Below are 12,002 nucleotides of genomic sequence, written 5' to 3'. Positions count from 1 at the left end.
GCAAGATGCGTTCGACAAAATCGTAGTCGGTGTCACCGGCCTGTACGCAATACTCGCGCGGCAAGTGTTCGTTGGTGATGCGCTGCTCATAGTCCAACGTCAGGCCGTGCGCCTTGAGCACCGCGCTGGCAATCTCGGTGACGTTGAGCGTCTGGAAGATGCGCCAGTCCGACGACAGCTTCAAGCGTGCCAGACGCGGTTCCATCACGGCCGAGTAACGCGTGCGCCGGAAGCCGGTGTCCCCCTGCTCGAACGACGACACCGTGCCATGCACGTAGCGCACCGGCCGCGCGCCTTGCCAGATCGTCAGCAGGCCGTTGTGGTCGAGCACCTGGCCGAAGTCGATCGCGGCATTGCCGCTGGCCAGTTCGACCTCCAACAGGAAGGTCTCGGACAACCCCTCATGCAGCGTGAACTCGACGACCTCGAACGACTCGTCACCAACAGCAAAGGTAAAGCGCAGATCGGATTGGATAGCCATAGTCGGGCTGCTCGCTGAATGCCAAGCAGCAACGATTGACTATTGCGAAATCGATGTCTATTGGACGAATCCGAAAGTAGAGTGTCTCGGCGACTGCTTTCGCACGAAACGTTGCCGGGTATTCACGTTTGAGGCCGCCGCACCGGATTCCCATCCGAGGATCCGCGCGAGATAGCGATCGATGGCGCAGGTCAGAATTCGACGGTTCTCAGGGCGCTACAGCGCGCACCTCGACTGCCGAAACCTGCCATCAATCAGCGTCATGATGGAAGAAGACCGCCGTCGCGCGACCAATTCCGATTGCGGCGCGAGTCTGACCGGCCCGATTACGGCGTCGACTCACGGATCAAGAACGGGCAGCAACGGCCGACACGTCGCGTTACCGACTGCCTGCTGCCCTTCAGGAAAATTCGTCGTCGGTTGATCGCGCAAGGTCGCAGCAGCAGCGAACACGCGCCGCTCACCCGCCCGCCAACCGCCGATGCAACTCCGCGAGCGACAACGTCGTGCGAAACAGCCGCGCGAGGCTGCGGCTCGCATACGCGTCGACGTCGCTCGGCGCCGTCCAGCGATACGCGTCCATCTCGGGAATGAGCGAGCCGTCGCGACGGCTCGGAAACAGCGACGTGCACGTGCACTGCGCAGGGTCGATCTCGTCGTCCGCGACCTGCACCGCGAACAGGTGCAGATCCTTGTCGTGACGATAAGCGAAGCGGCCGAGATCGAGCAGCCGCGCCGGCGCGAATTCGATGCCGGTTTCTTCGCGAAGCTCGCGCAGCGCGGCGTCGACCGGCGTCTCGCCGGGCTCGCCCTGCCCCTTCGGGATATCCCAGTGTGTCGTGTCCGTCGCATGCGCGAGGAACACGCGTCCGGCCGCATCGAGAATCACGACGCCGCACGACACCGTGCGCGGCGCACCGCTGCGCTTCATTGCACGCGCGCTCAGCGCTTCTGCAACTGCCACTTGCCCGCGGCGGTCTTGCAGAAGACCGGCTTGAGCGTCATCGTCTGGCCCTTCGCGGCGATTTCGGTGGCGATCTCGCGGCAGGTCTTGCCGTCGCTCTCCGACGTCGACGGCGTGAGCTTCGCATCGATCTGCGTGCCACGGCCGCTGCTCTGCCACGTCGTGGTCTCGCCGTCCTTGCCTTCGTCGCGCGCCTGCGCGACGGCCTTGGTCAGCGATGCACGGTCGGTCTTGCTGAAGTAGGTCAGCGGCGTGTCGTTCAGGAAGCCCAGATTGCTTTGCGCATGAGCGGGCAGCATCGCGGCTGCAAACGCGGCGCCGGCCAGCACGCGCGTGACGACGGAAAGGGATGCACGCATCGACATGTGTTGTTCTCCTTGGATGTTCGATCGAACGGCGCGGCGCGCGGCCGGCGAACCGGGGCCGGCCCTCCGGCACGCGCCACGCCCTCAGCGAGCGAGCATAGCATGCGTGCCGCAACGGGCGTCTTCTAGCGCGCAGCCGACGTGGCCGCCGGTTGATATCCGTCAGTCAGCGTGTTCAGGAACGCGATCACATCCTTGATCTCGGCCGCATTCAGCGCGGGGGCGTCGCCGCGCTTGCGGTCGAACGGCGGCTCGCGGTTGATGTTCGGCCAGTAGCGCTTCGGCAAATCGTCGTAGATCTGCACCTTGCCGTGCACGACCGGATAGAACTTCTCCGGATGGATGTCGCGTTCGACGTAGAAGCGCATCACGTCCTCGAGCGAGTGATACACGCCGTTGTGGAAGAACGTCTTGCGCAGCGCGACGTTGCGCAGCGACGGCGTGCGGAACAGCCCGCAGAATTCGTCGCGTCCCTTCAGGTCGGTGCGCTCGGGGCCGCAGGCGCCGAGATCGTAGAAGCGCGGGTCGCGATTGACGGGCAGCGCGCGGTTGCGCGGCACCGCGACCGCGATCAGCCCGAAATCGCTGAACTGCGGCGGGCCGCCTTCGAGCGTGCGCTGGCTGATGTGGCAGCTCGCGCAGTTGCCCTTCTTCTCGTCGTTGAACAGCTGCAGCCCGTGCAACTCCGCGGGCGTGAGCTGCGCGTGGCCGGCCAGATACGCGTCGTATTTGCTCGTGTACGGATCGAACAGCGCCGGCTGCTGCTGGAATGCGTCGAGCGCGCGCAGCACCGCATTGAACGTCGCCTGGTCGTCGCCGAGCACCTGGTCGCCGAACGCCTTGCGGAACGCGTCGGCATACGGTGCGGCGCGAACCGCCTTCGCGACCCGCGCGGGTGAGCTGCTCATCTCGAACGGCGACGTGAGCGGAATGCGCGCCTGCGCATCGCGCGTATCGACGCGGCCGTCCCAGGTCAGCCCGCCGGTCGGACCCGCGTCGATGCTTTCGTCCCCTTCGTCCGGCGAATCGTGGAAGTGCTCGCTGAACGGCGGGATGCCGCGCAGATACTTCAGCGACGGCACCGCGCGAAAACCGGTGCGGTGCATGTCGTCGCCGCCCAGCTGCACCGACAGCGCGTTCGGCGGCCCGAACGCATGCTCGGCGCTGTGGCACGACGCGCACGCGAGCTTGCCGGACCCGGACAGCGACGGATCGAAGAACAGCTGCTTGCCGAGCGCCGTCATCTGCTTCACGCCCTCGAACACCTGCGCGCGCGTCTGCGGCTGGCCGGCCGGCGCGACCGCCGGAGCGGCCGGCGCGGCCTGGGCCGCGGGTACGACGGACACGGCCGATGCAGTCGTGCCGGGCTGCGCATCGCAACCGGCGAGCGCCGCGAGCGCGCCGACCACCGCGAGCGTCGCCGCGGCCGGGATCAGCGATCGCGCGGACGCGAAGGTTTTCAGGAGGGTGTGCATCGTCGTTGTTCTGGTAGCGGTGGTCAATCGGGCGGAGCTTATGTCAGTTCCGTGACCGTTGAATGACGTTCGACCGACAGTCAATTGAAAGCGGCCCTACACCCGGCTGTCAAATCGGTTCCAGATAATGCGCGCAGCCGGGCGGTACCGCGAGGTTCGTGCGCCGGCCCTCCCGCCACCCGGTTCCCACACGCGACCAACGACGAATGAGAGAGAACATCGCATGAAGAAGCACGCCTGGATTCGCTACACGCCGATCGCCCTCGCGGCCGCGCTCAGCCTGACCGCCTGCGGCGGCGACGACGTCACGCAACAGGGCCTGTCGGCCGTCAAGAACGTCGTCGTGATCTACGCGGAAAACCGCAGCTTCGACAACCTGTACGGCAACTTCCCGGGCGCGAACGGTCTGCAGAACGCGACGGCCGCGAACTCGGTGCAGAAGGATCGCGACGGCTCGACGATGGCGACGCTGCCGAAGATCTGGGGCGGCCTGACCGCGACCGGCATCACGCCGGCGGTGACCGAGGCGATGACGGCGAACCTGCCGAACGCGCCGTTCGCGATCGACGATCCGAAAGGATTCAACCAGTCGATGAGCATCGCGACGCGCGACATCGTGCACCGCTTCTACCAGGACCAGATGCAGATCAACGGCGGCAAGAACGACATGTACGCCGCATGGACCGACGCGGGCGGCCTGACGATGGGCCACTACACGGCCGATCCGTCGAAGCTGCCGCTGTGGAAGATCGCGCAGCAGTACGTGCTCGCGGACAACTTCTTCATGGGCGCGTTCGGCGGTTCGTTCCTGAACCACCAGTACCTGATCTGCGCGTGCGCACCGTACTACCCGAACGCCGACAAGAGCCCGGCGGCCGGCAAGATCGCAGTCCTGAACGCCGACGGCAAGTCGCTGAAGGTCGCGACGAACTCGCCGGCCTCCGCGCTGAGCGGCCCGCCGAAGTTCGTCAACGACGGCGCGCTCACGCCCGACTTCTACGGCATCAACACGATGCAGCCGGCGTATCAGCCGAGCGGCAACAAGGCGGCCACGGGCGGCGACCCGCTGCTCGCCGACCCGGCCAATCCGTCGACGATGCCGCCGCAGACGGCGACCAACATCGGCGACCTGATGACCAGCGCGGGCGTGTCGTGGGCGTGGTATTCCGGCGCTTGGGGCCAGGCGCTGCAGGCGAGCCAGAACGGCACGTCGAACGTGATCTACGGCGCCGACCTGTCGACGCCGAACTTCCAGCCGCACCACCAGCCGTTCAACTACTACGCGAACCAGGCGCCGGGCACCGCGAGCCGTGCGCAGCACCTGCTCGACGGCGGCGCGAACGGCGCCGAGTTCATCAAGGCGATCGATGCGGGCACGCTGCCGCAGGTCACGTTCTACAAGCCGCAAGGCAACCTGAACGAGCACCCGGGCTACACGGACGTCACGTCCGGCGACCAGCACATCGCCGACGTGATCGCGCACCTGCAGGCCAGCCCGCAATGGAAGAACATGGTCGTGGTCGTCACGTACGACGAAAACGGCGGCTTCTGGGATCACGCGACGCCGCCGAATGCCGACCGCTGGGGCCCGGGCACCCGCATTCCGGCGCTGATCGTGTCGCCGTATGCGAAGAAGGGCTTCGTCGACCATACGCAGTACGACACGGGCTCGATCCTGCGCTTCATCACGCGCCGCTTCTCGCTGCCGCGCCTCGCGGGCCTGCAGCAGCGCGACGACGCGCTGAAGGCGAACGGCGCGCAGCCGATGGGCGACCTGACGAACGCGCTCGCGCTGTCGCCGAACCTGTAACGGCATCGCCATCACCGCGAACGGGCCGGCCACGCTGCCGGCCCGGATGAACGAAGGGCAGCCCCGCGGGGCTGCCCTTTTTCATGCCGCGTGCGGGTTGCCGCGCGCCGGCGTCACCACCCATACTTCAGCTCGACGCCCGCATAGTCGGCGTTGTGCCCGCCCGCCTGACGGATCGCATCGCCAACCTGGAAATGCACGGCCTCGACCGACCCGATCAGGTTCGCGGCGATGGTCCAGTCCGCGCGCAGCTGCACGTACATGCCCGTCCACAGGCCGCCCTTGCCTGCCGTGCCCGGCACCGGTATGTTCGGCTGCTGATAGACGGCATCGCCGGTCGTCTCGCGCCACTGGAACCCCAGCGCGCCGAGCAGCGTCAGGTTCGCCGACGGTTTCAGCGTCACGGAAGGCTTCACGTGAATCAGGTTCGCGTAGCTCGTATAGCCGGCGAGCGTGAAGTAATAGCCGTTCGGGAACAGCGGGTTGAACGTGCTGATGCGGCCGTCGCCCGGATGCCGGTCGCCCGATGCCGCGTCGACCTGCAGCGCGATGCGCGGCGACCACGGCGCATCGAGCTTGTAGCCCACGATCGAACCGACGGCCCATGCCCCGATCGTGCTGCTGCCGACCGTACCGCTCTGCAGCATCGTTTCGAGATCCCAATCGAAGCGCCCTTGCGTGCCGCTGTAGCGCACGTCCCACACGTCGCGACGCTCGGGGCCGCTCGCATCGAGGTAACGCGCGTTGGTGCGGTTGTAGCGCGACCAGTAGCCGGACAGGTCGCCCCCAAGGACCGACTGGCGCTCGAAGCGCAGGCCGCTGAACGTGAGGTCGCGATTCGACACGTCGTCGAAGTCGGACGCGTTACGGTTCTGCACCGGCTGCGTCGCATAGCCGATGAAGCGCCACTTGCCGTATTCGTAGTCGGCCCACACCGCGTCGAACGCCTGCCGCACGTTCGGACCGTCGCGCGCGGCGATGAAACGCTGCAAGTCGAATGCCATCTCCTGCCGGCCGACGCGGAACTTGAACGTGCCACCGCCGAGCGCGCCCGTGTAGGTCGCGAACGCCTGTTCGAGATCGAGCGGATTCCTGTCGACCGGCGACACCGCGTTCTTGCCGTACGCACGCGCATCCTCCAGCTGCACGAAGAACTGCCAGTGCTGGCCGAGATGCGCATCGGCATGCACTTCGACGCGCTGGATCACGTACGTATCCGATCGCGCGGAGCCGATCCCGAACAGCGGCGCGTCGCTGGTCTCCAGCCGCTCGCGCAGATTCACGCCGAGCGACAGATAGGAGACCGGATCATTGCCGAGCGGAATGTATTTCAGCCCGTCGAGCGGCTGGCGCGGCACGCACGGATTCGCGAGCACCGACCAGTCTTCCTGCCAGCGATTGAACAGCACGACCGGCCGCTTGGCGGTGCAGGTCGAAGCAGTGCTGTCGGCCGCGGGGGGCGATGTCGTTGTCGTTGTCGATGTTGCCGGTGCTGGTGCTGGTGCCGGTGTCGTTGCCGACGCCGGTTCCGACGTTGCCGCCGCTTGCGCGCACGCCGCATCGGCGCCCGCGAGCAGTAGCCCCGCGACGATCGACACGCGCGCGGCCCGATCGACGCGATGGCCGCGATGTCTCCGCTGTCTCACCGCGATCATGCATGCTCCTGCTTCACAGTGGCGGCCGCTTGCGCCGCGCACACCGCAAGCACCGCGAGCGCGCCGACGGGCAACAGCAGCGCGAGGAACCCGACGTAGCGAAACCCGAGCGCGCCGCCGATCGCGCCGAGCGCGAACGCGACGATCGCCGGCAGCATCTTGCCGAAGCGCGCCCGCGCGGCCGCACGCGCGCTGTCGGCCGTGCCGGCCGACAGCATGTCGACGACGTCGAGGATCGCCTGTGTCACGTTGCCGGTCATCACTGTGTTCGGCACGCCGGCACGCGGGATCACGCGCGGGTGCGCGTTCTGCACGCCCATCGCGAACGTGCCGACGATGCCGGCCACGAGCGCCGGCAGGCTGTCCGGCTGGGTGACGGGCGACGCCCACACGCCGGCCGCGCAGAAGCCGAGCAGCAGCACGGCCTGCACCGTGTGCAGCACGCGCGTACCCTGCCACGCCGGCCGGGCGGACATCGAGCGCGCGATCAGGCTGCTCGCGATCACGCCGCACACGAATGCCGGAAACACGCTCAGCTTGAGCACGACGCCCTGGCCGAACCCCGCGATGCCCGCGCCGATCAGCACGAAGTTGCCGGTCACGTGCGCGGTGAACAGCCCGAACAGCGCGACGAAGCTCAGCGTGTCGACGAAGCCGGCGACCGCGGCAAGGATCGTGTCCTCGTGCTTCATCGCGCCGCGCTCGCGTGGATCTCGGCCACGTAGCCGCCCGGGAACTGCACGAGCGCCGCTTCGCGCGCGTCCGACGCGAACGGCGGCACGAGCACGCTCACGCCCGCCGCTTGTGCCTGCTTCAGCGTCGCGGCCAGATCGGCGACTTCATAGCCCGTCATCTCGCGCCCAAACGGATACGGCAGATGGCCGTCCGTCGCGAACACGGTCATCTTGCCGAAGCCCGATTCGATGCGGATCCGGCGATACGTATCGTTCGGGCGGCCGATTTCGACCCCCGGCGCGTTGCGCACGTCCGACACGACCTTGCCGTGCGAGAACGCGACGAAGTTGCGCACCAGCGCATCCGCGCGCTCCGGCGACACGTACACGCGGTTCTCCGGCACCGTCTGCAGCGCGTCGTAGTTCGGCGCCTGCGTGTGCCAGTACAGCTGCATGTTCACGCCGCCCGGCCAGCTGACGATCGCGTCGCGCCCGATCGGATCGGGGAACGTGTCGACGATCACGTCGGCGCCGTGCGCGCGTGCGGATTTCACCGCGGCGTCCATATCGGTCACGAGATAGCCGGTGCGCTCCGAACAGAACGGATACGGAATCGGCGTCTTGAAGCCGAACACCGACACCGTGCCGACCGGCGTGAGCACGAGCTGCGACATCGTCTGGCTCGGCGTCGGCGTGACCTGGAACACGCCCTGCTTCGACTTCTTGCCGCCGAACGTCGCGACGAAGCTGTCGGTGAAGCGGTCGAAATCTTCCGGTGCGACGCATACGTGGGTCGTGTCGTACTGCGGGCCGACCGCGATCGCGGGCGTCGCGACGGCCTTCGCGACCGGCGTCTTCGCGAATGCTGCCGGCGCGACGGCGAGGCCGCCCGCGATCATCGCGGCAAGCAGCACTGAACGAATGAATTTCATGAAAGGATTCCTATGTTTTATTGAATGGCCCGATGCATCAGCCGCGGCCGTCGATGGCCCGTGGCGGTGCATCGTCGAGCACGGTCGCGAGCACGAGTGCCGCGATCAACCCGAGATGCTCGAAAAAACTATTGAGCGCCATGAAGTGTTCGGCGCCGGTGCGATTCCAGAAATCGTTCGCCACGACCATCGCGACGAGCGTCAGCATGCCGAGACTGCCGGCGCCGAGCCACGTGAAGCGGCGAAACACCACGCAAAGCGAGCCGCCGATCTCGACCGCGATCGCGAGCACCGCCCACAGCGCGGGCGGATGCAGGCCGAAATGCGCCTGCTCCGCGACCGCGCCGTCGAAATCGAGCGCCTTCGCGACGCCGCCGATCAGAAAGGCGGATACCAGCGCGAGACGCGCGAGCGGCAAGGCCCATGGCTGCGACAGCAGCGCACGGACCCACGCCGGGTTGCCGTAGACGGTGCGCGTCGTCATGTCAGACCGCCCAGCACGAACAGCCGAACGCGCCCCAGAAGCCCTTCGCGTCCGAGGTCGGCAACGCGCGGCCCCACGCGCCCGCATGCGCGTGACCGTGCACGTTGCACGCGGTCGAACAGCCGCATCCCGCGGCGGCCGTCGCAGCAGCCCGTTGCAGCGGTGCGCCGTCGCGTTGCGTCGCGCCCCACGCGCCGTAGCCGCCGTATGCGCGCACCGGCGACCAGTCCGGCATCGCGGGCGGAATCGGCGCGTCGTGCGACGCGAACGGCCCGGCACCCCACACGATCCGGCCGCCCACCACCGTCAGCAATGCAGTCGTGTCGACGATATCGTCCTCCGCACAGGTGAAGAAATCGCGATCCGGAACGACCAGGTCGGCGAGCTGCCCGACCGCGATGCGCCCTTTCTTGCCTTCCTCGTTCGAGAACCACGTCACGTACTCGGTCCACATCCGCAGCGCGGTTTCGCGATCGAGCAGGTTGCGCTGCGGATACATACGCAGGCCACCGACCGTCTTGCCCGTCACGAGCCACGCGAGCGACACCCACGGGTTGTACGACGCGACGCGCGTCGCGTCGGTGCCGGCCGATACCTTGAGTCCCTTGCCGAGCATCTTCGCGACCGGCGGCGTCGCCTCGGCGGCTTGCGCGCCGTAGCGCTCGACGAAGTACTCGCCCTGGTAGGCCATCCGGTGCTGCACCGCGATACCGCCGCCGAGCGCGGCGATCCGGTCCATCGACTTCTCGGAGATCGTTTCCGCATGATCGAAGAACCAGTTCAGCCCGTCCAGCGGAATCTCGCGGTTCACCTTCTCGAACACGTCGAGCGCGCGGCTGATCGTTTCGTCGTACGTGGCATGCATGCGCCACGGCCAGCGGTTCTGCGCGAGCACGCGCACGACGCCTTCGAGATCGTCTTCCATCTGCGCGGGCAGATCCGGACGCGCGACGCGGAAATCCTCGAAGTCGGCCGCGGAAAACACCAGCATCTCGCCCGCGCCGTTGTTGCGGAAATAGTCGGTGCCGTCGTGATACTTGGCGCTCTTCGTCCAGTTCACGAAGTCTTCCTTCTCCGCGTTCGGCTTCTGCGTGAACAGGTTGTATGCGATGCGCACCGTCATCTCGCCCGCGTCGTGCAGCTTGCGGATCACTTCGTAATCGTCGGGATAATTCTGCGAGCCGCCACCCGCATCGATCACGCCCGTCACGCCGAGCCGGTTCAGCTCGCGCATGAAGTGACGCGTCGAGTTGTACTGATACTCGAACGGCAGCTTCGGCCCTTTCGCGAGCGTCGCATAGAGGATCGTCGCGTTCGGGTTCGCGAGCAGCAGGCCCGTCGGGTTGCCCGCCTCGTCGCGCAGGATCGTGCCGCCCGGCGGCTCCGGCGTGTCCTTCGTATAGCCGACGACGCGCAGCGCGGCTGCGTTCAGCAACGCACGGTCGTACAGGTGCAGGATGAACACCGGCGTATCGGGCGCGACCGCATTGAGCTCGTCGATCGTCGGCAGGCGCTTCTCCGCGAACTGATGCTCGGTGAAACCGCCGACCACGCGCACCCACTGCGGCGCCGGCGTGATCGCGACCTGCTGCTTGAGCATCTCCATCGCGATCGCGAGCGAGCGCACGCCGTCCCAGCGCAGCTCGAGGTTGTAGTTCAGCCCGCCGCGAATCACGTGCGTGTGGTTGTCGATCAGGCCCGGCAGCACCGGGCGCCCGTCGAGATCGACCACCTTCGTCGCACGGCCCGCGAGCGGCATGATTTCCGTGTTGCTGCCGACCGCGACGAAGCGGCCGTCCTTGATCGCGACGGCAGTCGCGACGGGATTCGCACGATCGAGCGTCGTGATGCGCCCGTTGTGCAGGATGAGATCCGGTTGAGTATCGGTTGCGCTCATGATGTGTTCCCGATGTGGTCAGAAGCCGAGCCAGTGACGGATCGGCGCGATGATCTGCGCACCGATCAGCATCCCGGCCAGGCCGATCAGCGCGATCAGCGGCGGCGCGGGCGAGCGCACCTTGATCACGCTGTACACGACGCCGATCAGCACGCCGGCTCCCAACGAAATTAGATAAGATTCCATACGATCATTCCCTCGACCGGATTAAAATGCCGGTCGTCGCCGGCCACCCGTGCGGTGCGTCATACCGGTCGCGCAGTCCGCCGCGGCACCCTCCGGCTCCGCCCCATTACCATGCTTTCCGACCATGCAACAACTTCCTGATCTCGAAGCCTGGGCCATTTTTGCGCGCGTCGCGGAGACCGGCTCGTTCGCAAAGGCCGCCGACGTGCTCGGCATCTCGCAACCGACCGTGTCGAAAGCGATCGCGCGGCTCGAAAGACGCCTCGGCGCGATGCTGCTGTACCGCACGTCGCGCAAGCTGTCGCTCACGCCAACCGGCGAGCTGCTGCGCGACCGCGCGATCCGGCTGCTGGCCGATGCCGAGCTGATCGAGAGCGAAGCGTCCGCTCAGGCACTCGAACCGCACGGCCTCGTGCGCGTGAACGCGCCGATGTCGTTCGGGGTGCGCCATCTGTCGCCGCTGCTGCCCGCGTTTCTCGAACGCCATCCGCACGTCGACATCGATCTCGTGCTGACGGATCACATCGTCGACATCGTGTCCGGCGGCTTCGACGTCGCGATCCGCATCGCCGAGCTCAACGATTCGTCGCTGCGCTCACGCAGGCTGTGCGCGGTACGCCGTCCGCTCGTCGCGTCGCCCGCGTATCTCGATCGGCACGGCCGGCCCGCGCATCCGAGTGACATCGAACAGCACGTGTGCCTCACGTACACGAACCTGCCGACGCCCGAATACTGGCGCTTTCGCCACGCGGCCTCGGGCGAGGATGTCGGCGTGAACGTGCACGGACGCATCCGCACCAACAACGCCGACGTGATCGTGCCCTCGCTCGTCGCCGGTCACGGTCTCGCACTGCAGCCCGAATTCCTGGTGTGGGACGAACTGCAACGCGGCGCGCTCGAGGAAGTGATGCATGACTGGAAAATCGCCGACATCAACGTGAACCTCGTCACGCCGCCCGGCATGCTGCGCGCCGCGCGCGTGACGGTGCTGCTCGAGTTTCTCGCCGAACATTTCTCGCATGCGCCGTGGGCGCTGCCCGCAGACTGAGCGGGCGGCGGCCTGCGGATGCCGCAGGCCG

Annotated in this window: 12 protein-coding genes; 2 read left to right on the top strand and 10 right to left on the bottom strand. The window is 67.1% G+C overall.

Annotated elements, in window-relative coordinates:
• From O1Q03_RS28385 to O1Q03_RS28370, 4 genes are all read right to left on the bottom strand, one after another.
• The coding region (locus tag O1Q03_RS28385) for a contractile injection system protein, VgrG/Pvc8 family (protein WP_269507351.1) at positions 1 to 481 on the bottom strand (481 nt) is incomplete at its 3' end.
• A gap of 460 nt (positions 482 to 941) precedes the next feature.
• Positions 942 to 1,412: an NUDIX hydrolase gene (locus O1Q03_RS28380; protein ID WP_269507350.1), complete on the bottom strand. Its 471-nt coding sequence runs from the start codon at positions 1,410 to 1,412 to the stop codon at positions 942 to 944.
• Between the two features lie 11 nt (positions 1,413 to 1,423).
• Positions 1,424 to 1,810, bottom strand: a complete 387-nt coding sequence (locus tag O1Q03_RS28375) for a hypothetical protein (protein ID WP_269507349.1) — start codon at positions 1,808 to 1,810, stop codon at positions 1,424 to 1,426.
• Between the two features lie 125 nt (positions 1,811 to 1,935).
• Positions 1,936 to 3,285 (bottom strand): cytochrome-c peroxidase, encoded by a 1,350-nt coding sequence (locus O1Q03_RS28370; protein ID WP_269507348.1) that lies wholly within the window; start codon positions 3,283 to 3,285, stop codon positions 1,936 to 1,938.
• A gap of 223 nt (positions 3,286 to 3,508) precedes the next feature.
• Here O1Q03_RS28370 and O1Q03_RS28365 point away from each other — a divergent pair, with 223 nt between their 5' ends.
• Entirely contained in the window at positions 3,509 to 5,095 is a 1,587-nt protein-coding gene (locus O1Q03_RS28365; protein ID WP_269507347.1) for an acid phosphatase, read from the top strand.
• A 113-nt stretch (positions 5,096 to 5,208) separates the two neighbouring features.
• Here the strand turns inward: O1Q03_RS28365 and O1Q03_RS28360 are convergent, their stop codons facing one another.
• The 6 genes from O1Q03_RS28360 to O1Q03_RS28335 are packed head-to-tail and all read right to left on the bottom strand — an operon-like array spanning position 5,209 to position 10,923.
• On the bottom strand, positions 5,209 to 6,750 hold the full coding sequence (locus O1Q03_RS28360) for an alginate export family protein (protein WP_269507346.1): 1,542 nt from the start codon (positions 6,748 to 6,750) through the stop codon (positions 5,209 to 5,211).
• The gene (locus O1Q03_RS28355; RefSeq protein ID WP_269507345.1) at positions 6,747 to 7,442 is read right to left on the bottom strand and encodes a YoaK family protein; all 696 of its coding nucleotides are present in this window, start codon (positions 7,440 to 7,442) and stop codon (positions 6,747 to 6,749) included. Before O1Q03_RS28355 ends, O1Q03_RS28360 begins: the two co-directional genes overlap by 4 nt.
• The gene (locus tag O1Q03_RS28350) at positions 7,439 to 8,356 is read right to left on the bottom strand and encodes a glyoxalase (protein ID WP_269507344.1); all 918 of its coding nucleotides are present in this window, start codon (positions 8,354 to 8,356) and stop codon (positions 7,439 to 7,441) included. The genes O1Q03_RS28355 and O1Q03_RS28350 overlap by 4 nt, the downstream gene beginning before the upstream one ends.
• Positions 8,357 to 8,393: 37 nt before the next feature.
• On the bottom strand, positions 8,394 to 8,840 hold the full coding sequence (locus O1Q03_RS28345; RefSeq protein ID WP_269507343.1) for a DoxX family protein: 447 nt from the start codon (positions 8,838 to 8,840) through the stop codon (positions 8,394 to 8,396).
• 1 nt (position 8,841) lies between these two features.
• Positions 8,842 to 10,737, bottom strand: a complete 1,896-nt coding sequence (locus O1Q03_RS28340) for an amidohydrolase (protein ID WP_269507342.1) — start codon at positions 10,735 to 10,737, stop codon at positions 8,842 to 8,844.
• A gap of 18 nt (positions 10,738 to 10,755) precedes the next feature.
• Complete coding sequence (locus tag O1Q03_RS28335; RefSeq protein WP_269507341.1) at positions 10,756 to 10,923, bottom strand: DUF1427 family protein; 168 nt, start codon at positions 10,921 to 10,923, stop codon at positions 10,756 to 10,758.
• 124 nt (positions 10,924 to 11,047) lie between these two features.
• Between O1Q03_RS28335 and O1Q03_RS28330 the strand changes: the two genes are divergently transcribed.
• Positions 11,048 to 11,971: a LysR family transcriptional regulator gene (locus O1Q03_RS28330; RefSeq protein WP_269507340.1), complete on the top strand. Its 924-nt coding sequence runs from the start codon at positions 11,048 to 11,050 to the stop codon at positions 11,969 to 11,971.
• Positions 11,972 to 12,002: the final 31 nt, after the last annotated feature.

The sequence above is a fragment of the Burkholderia sp. IMCC1007 genome, assembly GCF_027257875.1.
In the GTDB taxonomy this organism is placed as follows: domain Bacteria; phylum Pseudomonadota; class Gammaproteobacteria; order Burkholderiales; family Burkholderiaceae; genus Burkholderia.
The sequence above is the reverse complement of the archived record's forward strand: the minus strand, read 5'-3'. Positions and strand labels throughout refer to the sequence as shown.

Excerpts from the sequence above, each read along its gene's own strand:
- O1Q03_RS28380 (WP_269507350.1), bottom strand. The coding sequence starts at position 1,412 with ATGAAGCGCAGCGGTGCGCCGCGCACGGTGTCGTGCGGCGTCGTGATT.
- O1Q03_RS28375 (WP_269507349.1), bottom strand. The coding sequence starts at position 1,810 with ATGTCGATGCGTGCATCCCTTTCCGTCGTCACGCGCGTGCTGGCCGGC.
- O1Q03_RS28370 (WP_269507348.1), bottom strand. The coding sequence starts at position 3,285 with ATGCACACCCTCCTGAAAACCTTCGCGTCCGCGCGATCGCTGATCCCG.
- O1Q03_RS28365 (WP_269507347.1), top strand. The coding sequence starts at position 3,509 with ATGAAGAAGCACGCCTGGATTCGCTACACGCCGATCGCCCTCGCGGCC.
- O1Q03_RS28360 (WP_269507346.1), bottom strand. The coding sequence starts at position 6,750 with ATGATCGCGGTGAGACAGCGGAGACATCGCGGCCATCGCGTCGATCGG.
- O1Q03_RS28355 (WP_269507345.1), bottom strand. The coding sequence starts at position 7,442 with ATGAAGCACGAGGACACGATCCTTGCCGCGGTCGCCGGCTTCGTCGAC.
- O1Q03_RS28350 (WP_269507344.1), bottom strand. The coding sequence starts at position 8,356 with ATGAAATTCATTCGTTCAGTGCTGCTTGCCGCGATGATCGCGGGCGGC.
- O1Q03_RS28345 (WP_269507343.1), bottom strand. The coding sequence starts at position 8,840 with ATGACGACGCGCACCGTCTACGGCAACCCGGCGTGGGTCCGTGCGCTG.
- O1Q03_RS28340 (WP_269507342.1), bottom strand. The coding sequence starts at position 10,737 with ATGAGCGCAACCGATACTCAACCGGATCTCATCCTGCACAACGGGCGC.
- O1Q03_RS28335 (WP_269507341.1), bottom strand. The coding sequence starts at position 10,923 with ATGGAATCTTATCTAATTTCGTTGGGAGCCGGCGTGCTGATCGGCGTC.
- O1Q03_RS28330 (WP_269507340.1), top strand. The coding sequence starts at position 11,048 with ATGCAACAACTTCCTGATCTCGAAGCCTGGGCCATTTTTGCGCGCGTC.